This window comes from Pseudomonas sp. LFM046, from assembly GCF_000949385.2.
In the GTDB taxonomy this organism is placed as follows: Bacteria; Pseudomonadota; Gammaproteobacteria; order Pseudomonadales; family Pseudomonadaceae; genus Metapseudomonas.
In genome coordinates, this window is record NZ_JYKO02000001.1 from 1,621,313 (window position 1) to 1,640,802 (window position 19,490).

Consider the following 19,490-nt stretch of genomic DNA (forward strand, 5'->3'; position numbering starts at 1 on the left):
GGTGCCCTATGGACCGCCTGTCGACCCTGCTATCCCAATTCGGCGTCCGAGCCAGTCTGTTCCACAGCGGCAAGCTGTGCGGCGCGGCCACCTACGATGGCGCTGACCAGCGCGGGCACATCCACCTCCTGCAGGAGGGCCGCCTCAGCCTGCGGGGCCCCCGTGGGGCCGACCTGCTGCTTACCCAACCCAGCCTGATTTTCCTGCCCCGCCCAAGCCGGCACCAACTCATTCCGGGTGAGCCTGAAGGCGCCCGGCTGCTATGCGCCTCCATGGCGTTCGACGGCGGCGCGGGTAACCCGCTGTCCGCTTCGCTTCCCGACCTGCTGGTGCTGCCCCTCGATGAGTTGCCGCTGCTGGCCGACACGCTGAGGTGGCTGTTCAGCGAGGCGGCGGGCGGGCATTGCGGCAGGGAGGCGGTGCTCGATCGCCTGTTCGAACTGCTGATCATCCTGTTGCTCCGGCACCTGCTGGATAGTCGGGAGCTGAACACCGGGATGATGGCCGGGCTGGCCGATTCGCGACTGGCCCGCTCGCTGGTACGGATGCACGAGGCGCCCCGGCACGCCTGGTCGGTCGCGGAACTGGCGACTGAATCGAACATGTCGCGCACTGCCTACGCCGAGCATTTCCGTTCCGTGATCGGACAGACGCCCGCGGAGTACCTGCTGAGCTGGCGGATCAGTCTTGCGCAGAAGCGCCTGCGTGAGGGGCGGCCGATTGCGCTGATCGCCGACGAGGTGGGTTATGAAAGTCCCTCGGCGCTGGCCCGGGCGTTCCGCCGTAAGACCGGCTGCAGCCCCCGCGACTGGCTGAAATCCGTGGTTGACTCGGGGCGGTTGGTGGAGGACGGGGCCTGAGCGCAGTGGCGCGTTCAGGCCCGGTTCCGAGGGCGTGGTTCAGCGGTTTTCCAGGCGGCTCAGTGAATGGCCGGCGACGAATATCGAAGCGGCGAGCAGCCCCAGGTCCTTCAGGAGGAACTGGCCCGGCGCCACGCTGATGGCAGGGAAGCCGAGGCTGGGCTCGATCGCGCCGGGGGTGGAGATCATGAAGGTCAGCGTGGTGACGAACAGGCCGGCGGACAGCGCACCACCGACCAACGAAAGCTTCGGCGACACCAGTCGACCCGCGATCAGCAAGCCGATGGAGACTTCCAGGACACCGAGCAGGCTCGAGAAGGTCCTCACGCTGAACAGGTCGTAAACCCATCCCAGCAGCGGGCTGTTGCTCACGAGTGGCACCAGTCCTTCGGCTTCGTACTGTGTGAACTTCATGCCGCCGAACCAGAAATAGATGACCGCGAGGGCGAAGTAGGCGCCGTAGATGCCGACCGCCGTGGTCAGCGCCCCGGGTGACTGCTGGTTCGACAGTGCGTGGGTGTCTCGGTGGGTGATATTCAAGGTGTTCATTGATCTGCTTCCCGTGTTCTGGCTAAGGGGTGTCCCGGCGATCGTGTGGCCATGGGACTGTGGTCAAGAATTGCAACCTGCGTGAAGACGACGGGGTCGTCGCTGCGCGCCCGTCACGCCAGGGGCCATCAGATTTCCATCGGATTCGAGTCGTTGATGAGTCATCTCCCGCTGATCCCGCGCGGTATGCGTCGGGTTGGAGAGAGTCTCGCCGTGTGGCGCGTCCCGTTGGGTTCCGAACGTACGGAGTTCGATGCAGATCGTTCAGCCGCCGTGGCGCTTGTTGGCATTCAAGAGCTGGCGGCCCGTGGCGGGCGAGAGCGCCAGAACGGTTTCAGCAAGGTGGGGGCAGGCATCGTCTGGGACGTGAAGAGGAGAGGGCGATGACCATGGCTCCCGGTAGATTGAGATCGAACAGGCGGGGATACGATCTGCCACCGTTGCTCATGGTCGAATCGGATTTCCGAATGACATTTCCGCTTTAGCAGCGAGCCCCCGCCATGGCAATGCGCTGTGCGCCGACCGTTATCAGCGATCGGTGTTTTGACTCCAGGGGTCGACTTTTCCGCGTCTGTTGCCTTGCCTGCGGTCTTTCTCGAAGCGAATCGACTGGCGGCGATCAGCGGATTTGCGCCGATCCTCGCCGCTTCGGGTATCGATCTGGAATACCGCCTTGCCACCGCTGGAGGGCACCGCCTTGATCGGCTCGATGGGTTCCAGGCTGAGTTCGTCGAGGTTCAGCTTGTCGTTCGTGCTCATTGTTCAGCTCCGGTGGATCGGCAACAACCAGAGGGTAGTTCGGGGAATGCCGCCTCACGGGAACGATGGCATGAGCGGGCGATTGAGATGGCCGATGGGCCGGTGCGCCTGCGCAGGATCAAGGGCCGTTCAGGCTTCCGTCTGTGCCTTGAGGAACAGGGAAAACAGCTCCTGCGGCGATTTGATGTTCAGCTTGGCGTAGACATGACGGCGGTGGACCTTCACCGTCTCCGCCGAGATGGCCAGCTTGCCGGCCACTTCCTTGTTGGAGCAGCCGCTGAGAATCAGCCGGATCACGTCCAGTTCGCGAGCCGTCAGTGGCGTGCCGAGGCGCTCCATGGCCTCTTCCAGGTTGTCCTGCCAGCGCGGCGCCTGGCGAGGCGTGCTTTCCGCCATCGCGCCCTCGAAGAACATGCGCTGACGCATCAGCCCGACCACCCAGGGACGGATCATCTCCAGCAGTGAAATCTGCTCCGGCGTGAAGCGTTGCCGGCTCCCCAGCGAGAGGCTAAGGGTACGCGTCTCGTCGAGCTGCACGTTGTACTGCACCTCGTCCTGCTCCACGTAGTGGGTGAAGTAGAGGTTGTAGTACTCCGTGTCCTTGAAGCGCTCCGGCGCCACGTCGGCCAGGCGGAACAGCCCGGTGGCCGGCTGTTCCCGATTGGCGATGTAGAAGGGGTCGAGCAGGTACAGCCCCTTGATGTAGTCGTGGAACAGCGGGTCGGGTCCGTCTCCCTCGTAGGGGCTTTCGGCGAACGCGTACGGGCGCCCGTCGCTGAACAACAGCGCCACCCAGGTATCGACCGCGACGTATTCGCCGATCAGCCGGCTCAGCGCGCGCCAGAAATCCGGCCTGTCCAGATGCTCGATCAACTGGCCGGCGGAGCGGTGCCAGGCCATGTCCTGGAGCGTCGGCGTCATGCGTGTACCCCCTGGGGTTAATCACTCGACGGGATAGGAAAATCCCGGGCAAAACGCATACTTGCATCGACCTTTTGCAAAAGTCACTCACTTCCTGGCCGGGACTCAGCTCGACAACAAGGTCTGATAATGAAGCTCGAACTCGTACAGCTCGCGGGGCGCGACGGCGATACCGCCTACAACCTGAAACGCACCCTGGACGCCATTGCCAATTGCGCGCCCGATACCGACATCGTGGTATTTCCCGAAGCGCAGATCACCGGTTTTCTCAATCACCAGAACATCGCCGAACTGGCCGAGCCCCTCGACGGGCCTAGCGTCCAGGCCATCGTGCGGGCGTCGCGTGAGCGCGATGTGGCGGTGGCGGTGGGCCTGATCGAGAACGATGGCGGGCAGTTCTACAACACCACGCTGTTCATCACCCCCGACGGCATTGCCCTCAGCTACCGCAAGACTCACCTCTGGGTTTCCGAGCCGGGCCTGGTGCTGCCGGGCGACCGTTACGCCACCGTGGAATGGCGCGGCGTGCGCATCGGCCTGCTGATCTGCTACGACACCGAATTCCCGGAAACGGCGCGCGCCGTGGCGGCCCTGGGCGCTCAACTGATCCTCGTCACCGACGGCAACATGGAGCCCTACGGCCACGTGCATCGCACCTCCGTCACTGCGCGGGCGCAGGAAAACCAGGTGTTCGCCGTGGTGGTCAACCGCGTCGGGGAGGGTGACGACGACATGGTCTTCGCCGGTGGCAGTGCGGTAGTCGACCCCTGCGGCCACGTGCTGCTGGAAGCCGGCCGCCAGGAATGCCGCCACGTGATCAACCTGGACATGGCGCAGCTGGCCGAAGCGCGGACCGTCTACGACTACCGGGCGGACCAGCGCTTCCAGCTGCCGGGGCAACGCATCGAGCACCCCGATGGCCGCCGCGAATTGCTGATTCCCTGAGTGTGCCCGGGCGTTGCCCGTGGCCTTCGGTTGCGATCCATCCATAACAACAATCCAGCAACAGAAAGCTGATCGCCCATTCGCCGTAATCGGTCATCAGCCAGGAGCATCCCATGAAGTACTCGCGTTTATTGAAGGTCGGTCTGGCCTCGCTGTTCGGCTTGAGCCTCAACGCCGCGTGGGCGGAGGCGCCCAGCGTGCACCTGTACAACTGGTCCGACTTCCTGGCCCCGGAAACCCCCAGGGAATTCCAGGCCGACACCGGTACCGCGCTCATCTGGGACGCCTTCGACAATGCCGAGGTGATGGCAAGCAAGCTGATGGCCGGGCGCAGCGGCTACGACGTGGTGATGGTGCCGGATGACCTGATTCCCAATCTCTCCAAGGCGGGCGTGCTCCAGGAACTGGACCGCGGGCGCCTCGGCAACTGGTCGCACCTGGACCCGGAAGTCCTGAAGAAACTGGAGGTCAACGATCCGGGCAATCGTTACGCCATTCCCTATATGTGGGGGACCACCGGCATCGGTTACGACACCGTCAAGGTCAAGAAGCTGCTGGGGCCTGACGCGCCAGTGAATTCCTGGGACCTGATCTTCAAGGAAGAGAACATCTCCAAGCTCAGCCAGTGCGGCGTGGCCATGCTCGATGCGCCCGTGGAGATCATCCCCATCACGCTGCATTACCTGGGCCTGCCGTCGAACAGCAAGAACCCCGACGACTACAAGCAGGCCGAGGAACTGTTGCGCAAGATCCGCCCGTACGTCCGCTATTTCGATTCCTCCAAGTTCACCACCGACCTCGCCAACGGTGACATCTGCGTCGTGGTGGCCTGGGGTGGATCGGTGCTCAATGCCAAGACCAACGCGGACCGTGTCAACAATGGCGTCAAGCTGGCCTACAGCATTCCGCGCGAGGGCGCGCCCGTGTGGTTCGAGAACATGGTGCTGCTCAAGGACGCCCCTCATCCGCAGCTGGGTTATGACTTCATCAACTACATGCTGCGCCCCGAGGTCATCGCCAAGAGCGCCAACTACGTCGCCTACCCCAGTGGCAACAAGGACGCCGCCGCCTTTATCGACCCGCAGGTCCGGGACAATCCGAGCGTGTATCCGCCCAAGGACGTCATGGCCACGCTGTTCCCCCTCGAAACCCTGCCGCTCAAGCTGGAACGTGTGCGTACCCGAGTCTGGAGCAAGGTGAAGAACGGGACCTGAGCCCGGCGCGCCCACCGCTTCGCACAACAAGAATCCGATTGACCGGAGCCGCCATGACTCGCCCCGTAGACCTGATCATCACCCACGCCGACATCCACACCATGGACCCGGTCCTGCCCAGGGCCCAAGCCATCGCCGTGCATGACGGCCGTATCGTCGCCCTGGGCGACAACGCCGATATCGAACGCATGGCCAGTGCCGACACGCGCCGCATCAACGGGCAGGGGCGGCTGATGCTGCCCGGCCTGCAGGACACCCACGTGCACTTCCAGCTGAGCAGTGCCGACCTCTACCACAATGCGTCGCTGTACACGGCCACCACTCTCGACGAACTGCTGGCGATCATTCGCGAGTTCGCCGAGCGCCATCCGAACAAGGCCTGGATTCGTGGCGTCGGTTTCTCCTCAAGCCTGTTCAGTCCGGATGAGCTGACCCGAGAACGGCTGGACAGCGTGACCGGCGGTCGCCCGGCGCTCATGCTGGCCAGCGACTATCACAACGGCTGGGCCAACAGCGCCGCCTTCGAGATCGCCGGGGTGAAGCCCGGCAGCCCCGAGCCGGAGAACGGCAGCTATGTGCGCCAGGCCGATGGCACGCCCAAGGGCTGGCTGCTGGAAGATGCCATCTGGGCGATGAACCGCATCGCGCCCGGGTACACCGACGATGAATACCTGGAAGCGATGAAGCACTACAGCAAGGAATTCAACCGCCGAGGCATCACCGGCGTGCTGGATGCCATGGTCAGCGCCAACTACATGAAGAACTACCAGGCCTCCCATGACCGTGGCGACCTGACCCTGCGGGTTCGCGCGACCTCGAAGATCTTCGCCCACAAGCCGCTGGACGCGCAGATGCGCGAGCTCAAGGGCCTGCGCGAGACCTATCGAGGCGACCGGGTCTGTCTGCATTCGGCCAAGTTCTTCCTCGACGGCGTATTGGAAAGCGGGACTGCGGTGTTCCTTCAACCGCGCCGCGACACGGGCGGGAACGCCGAGCTGATGTTCACCCGGGAACAGATCAACCAGTACTTCGCGGCGTTCGACCGTGAGCAGTTCCAGTTGCACGTCCACACCATCGGCGATGGCGCCGTGCGTGCCGCCGTCGACGGGATCGAATACGCCCAGCAGCAGAACGGCAAGTGGGACTCGCGCCACCAACTGGCTCATCTACAGGTGGTGGACCCGGCGGACATTCCGCGCTTCGAGTCCCTGGGCATCCTGGCCAACTTCCAGCCCCTGTGGGCCCAGCCGCTGCCCGAAGCCGACGCCATCGCCGAAGCCATGCTCGGCCCTGAGCGCAGTCAGTGGATCTTCCCCATCGGTGCCTTCCTGCGCAAAGGCGTGACCTGCATGATGAGCAGCGACTGGGGCGTGAGCACCTACGATCCGTTCCAGATCCTGCAGTCCGCCGTCACCCGGCAGAACCCCGACGCTGGCCCCGAGGGCCCTGTGCATAACCCGCAGCACCGCATCAGCATCGAGGATGCGCTGCGCGGCTACACCCTCAATGCCGCCCACGCCGCCTGGCGTGACGACTGCACCGGCAGCCTCAGCGTCGGCAAGTACGCGGACCTGATCCTGCTCGACCGCAACCTGTTCGAGATCTCGCCCTACGAAATCGGCCAGACCCAGGTGTTGCTCACCCTGCTCGAAGGGCAGGAAGTGCACCGTGATCCGGGTTTCGGCTGACTGACATCGTCTCAAGGCTGATTAATCGGAGAAGGGCGGAGGGGCCTGCCATTGCCGCCTATGGGCATTTCTGATGGGATGCCGCCTTTCTTCCTGTAATCGAGAAATCCCTATGGCCTCCTTCGAGGAACTCTTTGCCATCGGTGAGCGCTTCGACGCGTTCGTAGGCCGTGGCCTGCCGGCTGAAATCGCTGCGGTCGAGACCGTGCGGCGCAAGCTGGCTGAGCCCGGCACCCTCAGCGCCGCCGCCCGGCAACGCCTGCAAGCCATCCAGGGCCGATACCACCTGCTGGTGGTGGGTGAAATGTGGTGCCCGGACTGCCAGATCAACGTCACCGTCATGGACCACCTGCAACGCACTCAGCCGCAGATCGACCTGGCGATCATCTCCAAGGGGCGAGCCGAGGACGGCTTGCAGGAACGGCTTGGGCTGGACCGCATCTCGCTTCCCCTGGTGGCGGTGCTGAACGCCGACTTCCAACTGATCGGCCGCTTCATCGAACGGCCGCAGGATGTGATTGCGGGTGGCGATGCGGTGAAGCCGGACTACCGCGCCGGGCAGTACCTGGAAAGCACCGTCCGCGACTTTCTGGCGATCTTCGAGGCAGCGGAAGGGCGGGCAGGCGAGGGGATCTGAATCTCTGATTGGACGCAATAGCGCCTACCCCATCAACCTCGCCGATAGGCGATGTGGCCTGCTGATGGGCTGGTGGGAAGGAACTGAAGGAGGAGGCGAATCGGCCACGATTCTCCTCCTCCTGATGCTTCGGTTGGTGCTGGATCAGCGCGCCATCTTCGTTTCGGCTACGCCCTTTTGGCCCTCGGCCTCGGAAACCTGTTCCAGGTTCGCACCGCCGACAAAGACACCGAGCTTGATGTTCTGACGCACGTAGTAGTTCTTGCCCGCTTCGGCGTTCAGGTCAAGGGTGTTGTCGCTGAACTCGGACTCGGTAGCGAGCACGTGCGGGCCGGGGCTGATCAGACGATAGAAATAGGTGTTGGGTGCGGTTTCACCAATCACCTTGCCGTCGACCTTGACCGTTTTCTTGAGTGCGCCGCCAAGCGAAGTATCGCGGAAGATGTAGAGCCCAGCCTGGTCCTGCGACGGTGCCGGGAAGGCCTTGAGTTCCTGATCCTTTTCAGGGGACTCCATCGGTACCGAAGCACAGCCGGAAAGCAGCGCAACAGCCAGCGCCGCCGAACACATCATGAGTTTCTTGGACATGAATCTCTCGTTCCTGAGTGATGACTGTAAGCGGCGATATCATTTCGCCACCGCGCATACCTTAACGGGATGCGCCGAGAGTGCAAGGTCAATGCATTGACTGGCCCCAAGGAAAACCCTGATCTCATTGCCTTGGTCCGTAGTCCGTAGTCCGTAGGATGGGTGGAGCGGAGCGATACCCATCATCTGTCGCATGCATTTCACTCCCCGAAGCCGCTCAAGCACCCGCCGTCCGTCTGTGACGAACCTCCCCTTAGGTGCCTGTCGCGAAATGGAAAGTGCCTGACAGCCAAAGCGAAGTCGGGACGGAGCGCCATTCCTAGGATCTTGAGCTCTGGGCCGGGGCTGCGCCACGCAGCAACGTGGCCCCTGGCACACCGGTATTCCTTGGCCTGTCGAGGTCGGGACTCCGTGGCTCCTATCCATCCGCAACGTTGCTGTCAGCAGGAATACCGATGCGCAAGAACATGCCGATCACCCAACGGGAGCGCAGCATCGCGGCCCACCAGCATCTGACTTCGGTCACCGATTGCCGCGGCGTCATCACCTATTGCAATGACGAGTTCGCCGCTGTCAGTGGCTACAGCCGCGAACAACTGCTCGGCAGCCCGCATAACCTGGTGCGCCACCCCGACATGCCGGAGCAGGTGTTCGAGCACATGTGGGACTACCTCAAGGCTGGCAAAAGCTGGATGGGCATCGTCAAGAACCGCTGCAGCAATGGCGATTTCTACTGGGTCAACGCCTACATCACGCCGATTCTCGAGGCGGGGAGCGTGGTGGGCTACGAGTCGGTGAGGACCCGTCCTGATGCCAGTCAGGTGCGCCGCGCCGAGCGGCTCTATGCGCGACTCAATCGTGGCCGGGCGGCAGCTTCCATGGGCGAGCGGGTTGGCGTGGCTGCGCGCTTCCTGCTGCTGCCACTGCTCGGTGCGCTGCTGGGCGTGACCCTGTACGCCAAAGGGCATGCGGGGTTCGGCATTGCCAGCGTGCTTTTGCTTACCTTCGGACAAACCCTGGCTACCCTGGGCTTCGTGAAGCGTGCCTTGTCCCGGATCGCACAGGCTGCCCCCAAGGCATTCGCCAGTGAGTTGGTGGCGCGCACTTACACCGACGACACCGGGGCAGTGGCGAGCCTGCAATTGGCTCTGATCAGCGAGGGGGCGCGCATTCGTTCCGCGCTTTGCCGGCTTGGCGACTTTGCCGACCTGACCGCCAGCCAGGCCTTGCAGAATGGCCAACTGGTTCAACAAGCCGAGCAGGCCCTGCAAGCGCAACGGGTGGAGGCGGAAATGGCGGCCACGGCCATGCACGAGATGGCGACCTCAATCACCCAGGTGTCCAGCCACGTGCAGCAGACTGCCCAGGAAGCCCGACAAGTCAGCCAGCTTTCAGTGGAGGGCTCTCGACAGGCGCAGCAGAGCCGATTGGTGGTGGAGAAGCTGGCACAAACCGTGGACCAGATCAGCACGTCGGTTACCGGCCTGGCTACCGAAGCCGAGTCGATCCAGCAGGCGGCGGACATGATTCGCGCCATCGCCGAACAGACCAATTTGCTGGCCTTGAATGCGGCCATCGAGGCCGCTCGCGCTGGCGAGCAGGGGCGTGGTTTCGCCGTGGTCGCCGATGAGGTGCGCGCCTTGGCGTCCAAGACCCAGGAGTCCACCGAGGCCATCCAGCGCATCATCGCCAACCTGCAAGGCGTGGCCGGTCAGGCCGTGACGATCGCACGGCAGGGCAGCAGTGAAGCGCGCAGCGGCGTGGAACGCGTGGTTGAAACCGAAGCCGCCCTTGACGGCATCACCGTCGCGGTCGAGCGCATCCACCTGATGGCCGAGCAGATGGCCAGTGCAGCCGGAGAGCAGAGCCAGGTGGCCGAAGACATCTCGCGGCAGATCGGCACCATCTCCCAAGCGGCCGAGCACAATGCCGCGATCACCTCACGCTCCTCCCAGCTGGGCAGCGAGTTGGCCACCACCGCGAATTCCCTCCACGCGCTGGTTGCGCGCTTCAACACCTGAGGCGGGAAGCATCGTCGTAGGTTGGGTTGAGGTACGAAACCCAACGATGCGGAGTCTCGACCGGGCTCCGACGTTGGGCCTCGTTCCTCGGCGCCAACCTACGGGTGAATCAGCCGATCACCTGCGGTGGACGTTGCAGCAGGTTCGGGCAATCGCCCAGGTGCAGCCAGGCCTTGCCTTGCCAGTGCAGGACTTCGAGTTCCCGGTCGAGCCACTGGATGACCTCGCGGTAAGGGCCTTTTTCGTCGAAGCGTTCCTCCTGCCGCAGACGCGGGATCACCTCGCGGTTGATCCAGTGGCGGAGGCCGCGGTTCTCCGGGTGGTAATAGAAGATCAGCACGGCATAGACGCCGGATTCGCTGATCAGCAGTTCCTGTTCGAAGTCGCCATGGCTGTTGCGCATCCAGGCGCGTTGCACCTGGTCGTCGTCCAGGTTGCGCTGCACCCGTTCGGGCACCAGTGGATGGTTGATCAGCCGGGCCAGGTCGCTGGAGGAAAACCAGGGTTCTTCATCCAGCAGCACGGCGCGCAACTGGAGCTTGTGGCGGATGAAAGTGGCGGGCATCAGGACTTCGGCGTCCGGGGACGGGGCGGGGTGGAACTGGGGAAAGTCGGGCATATCCATTACCTCTGTGTGCAGTCGACAGCTTTCTTAGGGCTGTTGGCGTCGGGAGTTAAGAAACCCACACAGAGGCCGGGCGTATTCCCCTTTCGGGTCTTGTATTAGCCCACTCCCGACAGAGCAGAGGTTTTGTGCGGGCGCGAGTATGCCGCAGGCACAAAAAAGCCGCTGAGCTTTCGGGAGCGGTTAGTCCGCTGTGTGAGTAAGCGTTTCTTAGGCGCCGGGGACAGAGGCTATGGGCGGAGCAGTGCAGGGGCAACGCAGTTGGAGCGTGGGATTCGGCTGATTAGCCTCGTAGGGTGGATGACGCTCTTCTCATCCACCAGGCAGAGCCGATCCCGTACTCACTCGCCCCAACTTCCTGCGTCGTCTTCCGACGCGATTCCCGCCCTGTCCATCGGGTAAGTCCCATCCGGAACGAATTGCACATGACCACGTTTCACCGGATGTAAACCAACTCATCTTTGTAATGGATATTTCCTACAAAACGAAAAGGTGGTAACTGATAATCGTTCTCGTATAGCGTAGTTGCTCTATTTGGACAGTCATCGGGCCGGAAATATGAAGGGCGTACTTGCAATTGCAGCATCCTTGGTCGCTGGAAATGCCCATTCTTCAGACAAAGTTCAATCAAGATTGCAGCAGGCATCAAAAAGGGCCAAACCTCACGAGGAGTATGAGAAAATGAATAGCGAAAGTGTGCGGAAGAGAAGGAGTGTATTGAAATGAGTGGGATTTCTGTTGAGTCCGGCAGTGATGACTTGTTGGATGACAAATTCTGCAGTGATATCGCGAGAGTCTATTGTTCTGTGGGGTGGGGAGATAGCTACGAAATTTCTTTAATCAGGGAGTTGTACCTGAATTCTGGGTTCTTTGTGGTGGCAAAAAATAAGGGAGAGTGTGTTGGGGTCTTACGTGCTCTAACCGATAACTGTCTTACGACTTGGATTGCAGAGGTTGTGGTCGATCCAAAATATCAAGGATTGGGAGTGGGGACAGCATTGATGGCCGAGTTAAAGGAGCGATATAAGCACACTGCTATTTACACCGATCCACTTAAGGGGGCAGCAGGGTTTTTCGAGAAAGTGGGGGTTTCGCCTAGGGAAAAATTAGTTGCTTGTTCGCGTAGGGCTGAGCCTTTGTAAGGCTAATGCCGTTTAGATGGATGATATGAATCCGTGAACAGTTTTACCATGGCGCAGGAAGTTACTGAGTTGGCATATGCGCTTCGATCTAAGTGGGTAGGGTGGATGAAGCTATTTTCATCCACCAATCACCTCTCACAGTCACGCTCCCCAATACCCGTCTCCGCCGCCCCATTCGCCCCTACTCGATCCAGTCTGCGTGAGACGGAGCGATAGGAGCACTTGGGCTACCGTACTAATCGCTTCTGGAGAAAGAAGCGCTTATGCGTTGGGGGGAAGTCATCGATGTGACCGAATTTTGTGAAGCCATGTTTTTGGTAGAACTCTGGTGCTTGGAAATCAAAGGTATCTAGCCAGATTCCGACGCAGCCTTTTTCACGTGCAATGTCTTCCGCCATGTTCATCAGTCGCGAGCCTGTGCCTTGTCCCCTCGCTTGTTCAGGTATGGCGAGCAACTCGATGAATAACCAACGATAAAATATTTCACCATAAAGGCCACCAATGACTTCATTGGTGTGCTCGTCGCGGGCTAGCAGGGCTATCGTTTCTCGCTTTGGATCTCCCGCTTGCGAAAAATTATGAGCCCGTAATGGCCGGAGGATAGCCGAACGCTCATCTTCTCCTGGGTTTTCCGACATTTCGATACGAGTATTCATTCGCTAATCCTTTAGATATTTAAACTGATAGGGAGATGTTGAAGCCTTCAAACTCAAGACGTAGGGTGGATGACGCTCTTTTCATCCACCAAACAGGGCCAATCTCCACTCACTTGCCCCGATCCCCGGCATCAATCTCTGCTGCATTTCCCGCCCGACCGCACGTAGCCGCGTAGGGTGGATGACGCTTTTTTCATCCACCAAACAAAGCCGATCCGTCACTCACTCGCCCCAACGGCCAGCATCGTCCTCCGATGCGTTTCCCGCCCAGTCCACCGGGTAAATCCCATCCCGCACCGCACGGTGAAAGCTTGAGTACGGCCAATCCTTCACGCAGGGCACATGACCATGCTTTACGGGGTTGAAATGGATGTAATCGAAATGGCGCTGGTAGTCGAGGTCATCGCGGATCAGGTGTTCCCAATAGCGACGTTGCCAGATTCCCCGTTCCCAGCGCTTTTGTTGGGGTTCGGTGCGAGGTTCGGAATTCGCCAGACGTTTGGAGAAGGCGAACTTGATGGCCTTCCAGCGAATCGCATACGCCATGTCACCGGGCGGCAGGGTCCAGAGGCAGTGCATATGCTCGGGCAGTACGACCCAGGCATCGATATGGAAGGGGTGACGTTGTTTGACCGAGCCGACCACGTTGCGCAGTAGGTCGATTTTGCGCACCAGCAGGTCGTCGCGGCGATCGCGCAGGTTCACGGTGAAGAAGTACGTGCCGCCCGGCATCCGTGCACGGCGGTAATTGGACATGACTCCTCCTGAGTCTTTGGGGCTGGTGGCGCGGAAGCTGGTGGATGAAAAGAGCGTCATCCACCCTACACGAGCCTGAGAGTTGAGTGCTTCCAGGCTACCTCGCTGCGCGGTATATCTTCCGTTGTTTCAGACATCTTTCCCTCGTCTGGTCGCGCAATAGGAAGTCATAAAACAGTCTCTACTCTAAAGTTCTTCTTCTGGCGGTTCTCTGTCGTCCATATCTGCACAAAAACTCAAATAAAAAGCCCCGCTCTAGGCGGGGCTTTTGTCTTTCTATCGCTACCCCGAACTTCCATTTCAGGCAAAGCGTTTATGTTTTCCTAATGTCTTGACCCGGAATCAATCCCAGCTCAGCGCGCCACCAGTTTGGTACTCAATTACGCGAGTTTCGAAGAAGTTCTTTTCCTTCTTCAGGTCCATGATTTCGGACATCCACGGGAACGGGTTGCTGGTGCCCGGGTATTCCTCTTTCAGGCCGATCTGGGTCAGGCGGCGGTTGGCGATGAACTTGAGGTAGTCCTCCATCATGGCCGCGTTCATGCCCAGTACGCCACGCGGCATGGTGTCGCGTGCGTATTCGATCTCGAGCTGGGTGCCCTGGAGGATCATCTGGGTGGCTTCGTCCTTCATCTGGGCATCCCACAGGTGCGGGTTTTCGATCTTGATCTGGTTGATCACGTCGATGCCGAAGTTCAGGTGCATGGATTCGTCGCGCAGGATGTATTGGAACTGCTCGGCGGTGCCGGTCATCTTGTTGCGGCGGCCCATGGAGAGGATCTGGGTGAAGCCGCAGTAGAAGAAGATGCCTTCCAGTACGCAGTAGTAGGCGATCAGGTTGCGCAGGAACTGGCGGTCGGTCTCCGGGGTGCCGGTCTTGAACTCGGGGTCGGAGATCGAACGGGTGTACTTGAGGCCCCAGGACGCCTTTTTCGCGACGCTCGGGATCTCGTGGTACATGTTGAAGATTTCGCCTTCATCCATGCCCAGCGATTCGATGCAGTACTGGTAGGCGTGGGTGTGGATCGCCTCTTCGAAGGCCTGGCGCAGGATGTACTGGCGGCATTCGGGGTTGGTGATCAGGCGGTAGACGGCCAGCACCAGGTTGTTGGCAACCAGGGAGTCGGCGGTGGAGAAGAAGCCGAGGTTGCGCATGACGATGCGGCGCTCGTCTTCGCTGAGGCCGTCCTTGCTCTTCCACAGGGCAATGTCGGCGTTCATGTTCACTTCCTGGGGCATCCAGTGGTTGGCGCAGCCATCCAGGTATTTCTGCCAGGCCCAGTCGTACTTGAAGGGTACGAGCTGGTTGAGGTCGGCGCGGGCGTTGATCATCTGCTTGTCGCCAACCTGCACGCGCGCGGCGGAGCCTTCGAGGTCGTCCAGGCCTTCCTGGATGTCGAGGGCGTCCAGAGCCTTCTTGGCGCGGGCGACGGCGTCGGAGTCGTCGGCCGATACGGCGCGGGCGTCTTCAACGGAGCCGGCGGCTTCGTCGTCGAGCTTGTCGATGGCTTTGGCGGCGGCTTGAGCAACCGCGGGGGCTGCCTTGGCTTCGGTGGGGTCTTCTTTGTCGAATTCGTCCCAGCTGAGCATTGTTCCTCTCCTGGTGTCTGGATGCGTGAAAGGTGGCGCACGCAAAAGCGGTGGTTCATGGCCGGCGGTAGATTGCCTGGCCTGTGCACACCCGGTTTGTGGGTGTGGCTGTTTGGATTACGGTACTGCCTGAGGTTTCCCTCACCCCCGGCCCCTCTCCCGGAGGGAGAGGGGAGGAAGGCGGCCTGTTATTGGCAGGCTTCGCAGTCAGGGTTATCGATGCTGCAAGCTTTGGGGACAGGAGCCGGCTGCGGAGCAGCGGCCGGGGCGGCTTGCAGGCTTTCATCGATCACCGAGGACACGGCGTTCAGCTTGCCGGTGGTGATGGTGGACTTCTCGGTGCTGGTGGCGGCCAGGGCACGGAGGTAGTAGGTGGTCTTCAGACCACGGTACCAGGCCATGCGGTAGGTCACGTCCAGCTTCTTGCCCGAGGCGCCGGCGATGTAGAGGTTCAGGGACTGGGCCTGATCGATCCACTTCTGACGGCGGCTGGCGGCGTCGACGATCCACTTGGTTTCGACTTCGAAGGCGGTGGCGTACAGGTCTTTCAGGTCTTGCGGGATGCGCTCGATCTGCTGCACGGAGCCGTCGTAGTACTTCAGGTCGTTGACCATGACCGGGTCCCACAGGCCACGGGCTTTCAGGTCGTGTACCAGGTAGGGGTTGATCACGGTGAATTCGCCGGAGAGGTTCGACTTCACGTAGAGGTTCTGGTAGGTCGGCTCGATGGACTGCGATACGCCGGTGATGTTGGCGATGGTCGCGGTCGGCGCGATGGCCATGATGTTCGAGTTACGAATACCTTTCTTCACGCGGTCGCGCACCGGGGCCCAGTCCAGGCTTTCGCTCTGGTCGACTTCGATGTACTTGGCGCCACGGGCTTCGATCAGCAGCTTCTGGGAGTCGATCGGCAGGATGCCTTGCGACCACAGGGAGCCCTGGAAGGTCTCGTAGGCACCGCGCTCTTCGGCCAGGTCGCAGGAGGCCTGGATGGCGAAGTAGCTGATGGCTTCCATGGACTTGTCGGCGAAGTCGATGGCGGCGTCGGAACCGTAGGCGATGTGCTGCAGGTACAGGGCGTCCTGGAAGCCCATGATGCCCAGGCCAACCGGACGGTGCTTGAAGTTGGAGTTCTGCGCCTGCGGAACCGAGTAGTAGTTGATGTCGATCACGTTATCGAGCATGCGTACTGCGGTTTTCACGGTGCGGCCGAGTTTCTCGACATCCAGCTTGCCGTCGACGATGTGGTTCACCAGGTTCACGGAACCCAGGTTGCACACGGCGATTTCGTCCTTGTTGGTGTTCAGGGTGATCTCGGTGCACAGGTTCGAGCTGTGGACCACGCCCACGTGCTGCTGCGGGCTGCGCAGGTTGCACGGGTCCTTGAAGGTCAGCCACGGGTGGCCGGTCTCGAACAGCATGGAGAGCATCTTGCGCCACAGGTCCTTGGCCTGGATGACCTTGTGCAGCTTCAGCTTGCCGTAGGTGGCCAGGGCTTCGTAGTACTCGTAGCGCTCTTCGAAGGCCTTGCCGTACAGGTCGTGCAGGTCCGGGACGTCGGACGGGGAGAAGAGGGTCCAGGTGCCGTCTTCGAACACGCGCTTCATGAACAGGTCCGGAATCCAGTTCGCGGTGTTCATGTCGTGGGTACGGCGACGGTCGTCACCGGTGTTCTTGCGCAGCTCGAGGAATTCCTCGATGTCCAGGTGCCAGGTTTCCAGGTAGGCGCAGACGGCGCCCTTGCGCTTGCCGCCCTGGTTCACGGCCACGGCGGTGTCGTTCACCACTTTCAGGAACGGAACCACGCCCTGGGACTTGCCGTTGGTGCCCTTGATGTAGGAGCCCAGCGCACGAACCGGAGTCCAGTCGTTGCCCAGGCCGCCGGCAAACTTGGACAGCATGGCGTTGTCGTGGATGGCGTTGTAGATGCCCGACAGGTCGTCCGGAACGGTGGTCAGGTAGCAGCTGGAGAGCTGCGGACGCAGGGTGCCGGCGTTGAACAGGGTCGGGGTCGACGACATGTAGTCGAAGGAGGACAGCAGGTTGTAGAACTCGATGGCGCGTTCTTCTTTCTGCGGTTCTTCGATGGCCAGGCCCATGGCGACGCGCATGAAGAAGACCTGCGGCAGCTCGAAGCGGATGCCGTCCTTGTGCAGGAAGTAGCGGTCGTACAGGGTCTGCAGGCCGAGGTAGGTGAACTGCTGGTCACGCTCGTGGTTCAGGGCGCGGCCCAGCTTCTCCAGGTCGAATTCCTTCAGCTTGGGGTCGAGCAGTTCGAACTCGACGCCTTTTTCCACGTACACCGGCAGGGCCTTGGCGTAGAGGTCGGCCATCTCGTGATGGGTGGCGCTTTCGACGACGCCGAGGAAGCCCAGGGCTTCGGCGCGCAGGGTGTCCATCAGCAGGCGGGCGGTGACGTAGGAGTAGTTCGGCTCGCGCTCGACCAGGGTACGGGCGGTCATCACCAGGGCGGTGTTGACGTCCTTCTCGGCGACGCCGTCGTACAGGTTCTTCAGGGTTTCACGCTCGATCAGCGCGCCGTCGACTTCGGCCAGGGCTTCGCAGGCTTCGCTGATGATGGTGTTCAGGCGGCCCATGTCCAGCGGCACGAGGTTACCGTCGGCGCGGGTGATGCGGATGCTCGGGTGCGGCTGGGCCACGTCGGCACCGGCGCTGCGCTTGGATCGCTCCTGGGCGCGGGATTCGCGGTAGATCACGTAGTCGCGGGCGACCTTCTGCTCGCCGGCGCGCATCAGGGCCAGTTCGACCTGGTCCTGGATCTCTTCGATGTGGATGGTGCCGCCGGAGGGCATACGGCGCTTGAAGGTCGCGGTGACCTGCTCGGTCAGGCGCGCGACGGTTTCATGGATACGCGAAGAAGCAGCGGCAGTACCGCCTTCCACGGCGAGAAACGCTTTGGTGATGGCAACGGTGATCTTGTCGTCGGTGTACGCGACGACGGTGCCGTTGCGTTTGATCACGCGCAGCTGGCCCGGTGCGGTGGCAGCCAGATCCTGGTTGGAATCGGCGGCCTGCGGCGCTACGGCCTGCGGGTTCTCGCGAGTGGTGTCGGTCTGCATGGGGTTCTCCATGTTCTGATTTATGTAAGGGCGCCTGAACCGTCTTCATTCCCTTTTCACAACGCGATACGCACGGCAACGACGCCGCGTGCGAAAACGTGGTGCTTTCGGGGCTGAAGGACAGGACTCAAGTGCCTTCCTGGCCCTACAAGTCAAACGTCACGGTGTTAAACCGCCGTGACAAACACAATACCTAGTGGTGGACGCTGTTCACGCCGCACCGGCTTCCGGCCCCCAGTCACCTTCTTTGTGTCCTGGGCCGGCACCACTTGCCTGGGGCAGATGGTGGGTGATTTACCGCAAATGACGCACCGGTGGTCGGCTCTGAAAAAGCCTTTTGCGCTTGATTCTAATTGTGTCCGGTGGTACGCCCTCACCCCAATATGTAGGGGCTGGGCTCGATGGGGGTACAAGATAATGCGCTGTTGGGGGTATTGCAAGGCGAGCCCCAACATCTAGCCTGTGGATAACTTGTGGGTGATTTGTGGGTGACTGTGGAGTAACGGAGGCAAAGGCCCGGCGGCTCTAGGCTCTGCCGTTCGTCGCCGCCAAATGGCCTGTTTTTCGGCCCGAATGGTGGTGTCGACGGCGTCGCAAGCTAACACAATATCTTGTGTTTTGGTCTTCAACTGGCATGCGCTGTGCTATCGGCCTGGCATTGCTACAATGCCGACCCTTTTCCGATGGTCCTGACGCTGTCTTTGGAGTGCGTGGTGGAGCAAGAAGCCTGGCGAATCCTCATAGTCGAAGATGATCAGCGACTGGCCGATCTGACCCGCGAGTATCTGGAAGGCAACGGCCTGCAGGTGGCGATCGAGTCCGATGGCGGCCAGGCGGTGGCGCGCATCCTCAAGGAGCGCCCCGACCTGGTGGTGCTGGACCTGATGCTGCCCGGCGAGGATGGCCTGTCCATCTGCCGCAAGCTGCGCGGCCAGTACGAGGGGCCGATCCTGATGCTGACCGCACGCACCGACGATATGGATCAGGTGCTTGGCCTGGAGCTAGGCGCTGACGACTACGTGTGCAAGCCGGTACGTCCGCGTGTACTGCTGGCGCGCATCCGTGCACTGCTTCGGCGGAGCGAGGTGGTGGCCGAGGTGCCGGTGGTGGAGAACCAGCGCCGCCTGGAGTTCGGCCCGCTGGTGATCGACAACGCCATGCGCGAGGCGTGGCTCAACGAGCGCAGCATCGAGCTGACCAGTGCCGAGTTCGATCTGCTGTGGCTGCTGGCCGTGAACGCCGGGCGCATCCTGTCCCGCGAGGAGATCTTCAATTCCCTGCGCGGCATCGAGTACGACGGCCAGGACCGTTCCATCGACGTACGCATTTCGCGCATCCGTCCGAAGATAGGCGATGACCCGATGCACCCGCGCCTGATCAAGACTGTGCGCAGCAAGGGCTATCTATTTGTCAGAGAGGCCGCCGAAGGCCTCTGACGGACCGGCCGGCGGTCCGCAGT

17 protein-coding genes are annotated in these 19,490 nt (G+C 61.5%); 8 read left to right on the forward strand and 9 right to left on the reverse strand.

What is annotated here, in order from left to right; genetic code table 11:
- Positions 1 to 8: 8 nt before the first annotated feature.
- Positions 9 to 860, forward strand: a complete 852-nt coding sequence (locus tag TQ98_RS07620) for an AraC family transcriptional regulator (protein WP_044874747.1) — start codon at positions 9 to 11, stop codon at positions 858 to 860.
- Between the two features lie 39 nt (positions 861 to 899).
- Here the strand turns inward: TQ98_RS07620 and TQ98_RS07625 are convergent, their stop codons facing one another.
- The 3 genes from TQ98_RS07625 to TQ98_RS07640 all read right to left on the reverse strand — a co-directional run bounded on the left by TQ98_RS07625 (position 900) and on the right by TQ98_RS07640 (position 3,089).
- Positions 900 to 1,409, reverse strand: a complete 510-nt coding sequence (locus TQ98_RS07625; RefSeq protein ID WP_044874748.1) for a DUF417 family protein — start codon at positions 1,407 to 1,409, stop codon at positions 900 to 902.
- Positions 1,410 to 1,937: 528 nt separating this feature from the next.
- Positions 1,938 to 2,168: a hypothetical protein gene (locus tag TQ98_RS07635; protein WP_044874750.1), complete on the reverse strand. Its 231-nt coding sequence runs from the start codon at positions 2,166 to 2,168 to the stop codon at positions 1,938 to 1,940.
- A 129-nt stretch (positions 2,169 to 2,297) separates the two neighbouring features.
- Positions 2,298 to 3,089 (reverse strand): helix-turn-helix transcriptional regulator, encoded by a 792-nt coding sequence (locus tag TQ98_RS07640; protein WP_044874751.1) that lies wholly within the window; start codon positions 3,087 to 3,089, stop codon positions 2,298 to 2,300.
- Positions 3,090 to 3,218: 129 nt separating this feature from the next.
- Between TQ98_RS07640 and TQ98_RS07645 the strand changes: the two genes are divergently transcribed.
- The 4 genes from TQ98_RS07645 (at position 3,219) to TQ98_RS07660 (ending at position 7,573) form a co-directional block, all read left to right on the forward strand.
- Complete coding sequence (locus tag TQ98_RS07645; protein WP_044874752.1) at positions 3,219 to 4,034, forward strand: carbon-nitrogen hydrolase family protein; 816 nt, start codon at positions 3,219 to 3,221, stop codon at positions 4,032 to 4,034.
- A 113-nt stretch (positions 4,035 to 4,147) separates the two neighbouring features.
- Positions 4,148 to 5,248, forward strand: coding sequence for a polyamine ABC transporter substrate-binding protein (locus tag TQ98_RS07650; protein ID WP_044874753.1), 1,101 nt, complete (start codon positions 4,148 to 4,150; stop codon positions 5,246 to 5,248).
- A 53-nt stretch (positions 5,249 to 5,301) separates the two neighbouring features.
- Positions 5,302 to 6,936 carry an amidohydrolase gene (locus TQ98_RS07655; protein ID WP_052659251.1) on the forward strand — a complete coding sequence of 545 codons (1,635 nt, stop codon included), beginning with the start codon at positions 5,302 to 5,304 and terminating at the stop codon, positions 6,934 to 6,936.
- A gap of 112 nt (positions 6,937 to 7,048) precedes the next feature.
- Entirely contained in the window at positions 7,049 to 7,573 is a 525-nt protein-coding gene (locus TQ98_RS07660) for a thioredoxin family protein (protein ID WP_044874754.1), read from the forward strand.
- Between the two features lie 144 nt (positions 7,574 to 7,717).
- Here TQ98_RS07660 and TQ98_RS07665 read toward each other — a convergent pair whose 3' ends face one another.
- Complete coding sequence (locus tag TQ98_RS07665) at positions 7,718 to 8,161, reverse strand: DUF2846 domain-containing protein (protein ID WP_044874755.1); 444 nt, start codon at positions 8,159 to 8,161, stop codon at positions 7,718 to 7,720.
- Between the two features lie 455 nt (positions 8,162 to 8,616).
- On the opposite strand from TQ98_RS07665, the gene TQ98_RS07670 reads away from it, so the two are divergent.
- Complete coding sequence (locus tag TQ98_RS07670; RefSeq protein WP_044874756.1) at positions 8,617 to 10,182, forward strand: PAS domain-containing methyl-accepting chemotaxis protein; 1,566 nt, start codon at positions 8,617 to 8,619, stop codon at positions 10,180 to 10,182.
- A 109-nt stretch (positions 10,183 to 10,291) separates the two neighbouring features.
- On the opposite strand, the gene TQ98_RS07675 is transcribed toward TQ98_RS07670, so the two are convergent.
- Positions 10,292 to 10,801, reverse strand: coding sequence for a BRO family protein (locus TQ98_RS07675; RefSeq protein ID WP_242443063.1), 510 nt, complete (start codon positions 10,799 to 10,801; stop codon positions 10,292 to 10,294).
- Positions 10,802 to 11,529: 728 nt separating this feature from the next.
- Between TQ98_RS07675 and TQ98_RS07680 the strand changes: the two genes are divergently transcribed.
- Entirely contained in the window at positions 11,530 to 11,949 is a 420-nt protein-coding gene (locus tag TQ98_RS07680; protein ID WP_082073306.1) for a GNAT family N-acetyltransferase, read from the forward strand.
- 227 nt (positions 11,950 to 12,176) lie between these two features.
- On the opposite strand, the gene TQ98_RS07685 is transcribed toward TQ98_RS07680, so the two are convergent.
- From TQ98_RS07685 to TQ98_RS07700, 4 genes are all read right to left on the reverse strand, one after another.
- Positions 12,177 to 12,605 (reverse strand): GNAT family N-acetyltransferase, encoded by a 429-nt coding sequence (locus TQ98_RS07685; protein ID WP_044874757.1) that lies wholly within the window; start codon positions 12,603 to 12,605, stop codon positions 12,177 to 12,179.
- Positions 12,606 to 12,827: 222 nt separating this feature from the next.
- Positions 12,828 to 13,361, reverse strand: a complete 534-nt coding sequence (locus tag TQ98_RS07690) for a transposase (RefSeq protein ID WP_044874758.1) — start codon at positions 13,359 to 13,361, stop codon at positions 12,828 to 12,830.
- 342 nt (positions 13,362 to 13,703) lie between these two features.
- A complete protein-coding gene (locus tag TQ98_RS07695; protein ID WP_044874759.1) occupies positions 13,704 to 14,951 on the reverse strand; it encodes a ribonucleotide-diphosphate reductase subunit beta in 1,248 nt (415 codons plus the stop codon).
- 188 nt (positions 14,952 to 15,139) lie between these two features.
- Complete coding sequence (locus tag TQ98_RS07700; protein WP_044874760.1) at positions 15,140 to 18,031, reverse strand: ribonucleoside-diphosphate reductase subunit alpha; 2,892 nt, start codon at positions 18,029 to 18,031, stop codon at positions 15,140 to 15,142.
- 713 nt (positions 18,032 to 18,744) lie between these two features.
- Here TQ98_RS07700 and TQ98_RS07705 point away from each other — a divergent pair.
- Positions 18,745 to 19,467 carry a response regulator gene (locus TQ98_RS07705; protein WP_044874761.1) on the forward strand — a complete coding sequence of 241 codons (723 nt, stop codon included), beginning with the start codon at positions 18,745 to 18,747 and terminating at the stop codon, positions 19,465 to 19,467.
- The last annotated feature ends 23 nt before the right edge of the window (positions 19,468 to 19,490 follow it).

Bases quoted from the DNA above. Each gene is read 5' to 3' on its own strand.
- TQ98_RS07645 (WP_044874752.1), top strand. From the start codon at position 3,219: ATGAAGCTCGAACTCGTACAGCTCGCGGGGCGCGACGGCGATACCGCC.
- TQ98_RS07685 (WP_044874757.1), bottom strand. From the start codon at position 12,605: ATGAATACTCGTATCGAAATGTCGGAAAACCCAGGAGAAGATGAGCGT.
- TQ98_RS07695 (WP_044874759.1), bottom strand. From the start codon at position 14,951: ATGCTCAGCTGGGACGAATTCGACAAAGAAGACCCCACCGAAGCCAAG.
- TQ98_RS07655 (WP_052659251.1), top strand. From the start codon at position 5,302: ATGACTCGCCCCGTAGACCTGATCATCACCCACGCCGACATCCACACC.
- TQ98_RS07620 (WP_044874747.1), top strand. From the start codon at position 9: ATGGACCGCCTGTCGACCCTGCTATCCCAATTCGGCGTCCGAGCCAGT.
- TQ98_RS07640 (WP_044874751.1), bottom strand. From the start codon at position 3,089: ATGACGCCGACGCTCCAGGACATGGCCTGGCACCGCTCCGCCGGCCAG.
- TQ98_RS07625 (WP_044874748.1), bottom strand. From the start codon at position 1,409: ATGAACACCTTGAATATCACCCACCGAGACACCCACGCACTGTCGAAC.
- TQ98_RS07680 (WP_082073306.1), top strand. From the start codon at position 11,530: ATGAGTGGGATTTCTGTTGAGTCCGGCAGTGATGACTTGTTGGATGAC.
- TQ98_RS07665 (WP_044874755.1), bottom strand. From the start codon at position 8,161: ATGTCCAAGAAACTCATGATGTGTTCGGCGGCGCTGGCTGTTGCGCTG.
- TQ98_RS07700 (WP_044874760.1), bottom strand. From the start codon at position 18,031: ATGCAGACCGACACCACTCGCGAGAACCCGCAGGCCGTAGCGCCGCAG.
- TQ98_RS07670 (WP_044874756.1), top strand. From the start codon at position 8,617: ATGCGCAAGAACATGCCGATCACCCAACGGGAGCGCAGCATCGCGGCC.
- TQ98_RS07675 (WP_242443063.1), bottom strand. From the start codon at position 10,801: ATGCCCGACTTTCCCCAGTTCCACCCCGCCCCGTCCCCGGACGCCGAA.
- TQ98_RS07690 (WP_044874758.1), bottom strand. From the start codon at position 13,361: ATGTCCAATTACCGCCGTGCACGGATGCCGGGCGGCACGTACTTCTTC.
- TQ98_RS07650 (WP_044874753.1), top strand. From the start codon at position 4,148: ATGAAGTACTCGCGTTTATTGAAGGTCGGTCTGGCCTCGCTGTTCGGC.
- TQ98_RS07635 (WP_044874750.1), bottom strand. From the start codon at position 2,168: ATGAGCACGAACGACAAGCTGAACCTCGACGAACTCAGCCTGGAACCC.
- TQ98_RS07660 (WP_044874754.1), top strand. From the start codon at position 7,049: ATGGCCTCCTTCGAGGAACTCTTTGCCATCGGTGAGCGCTTCGACGCG.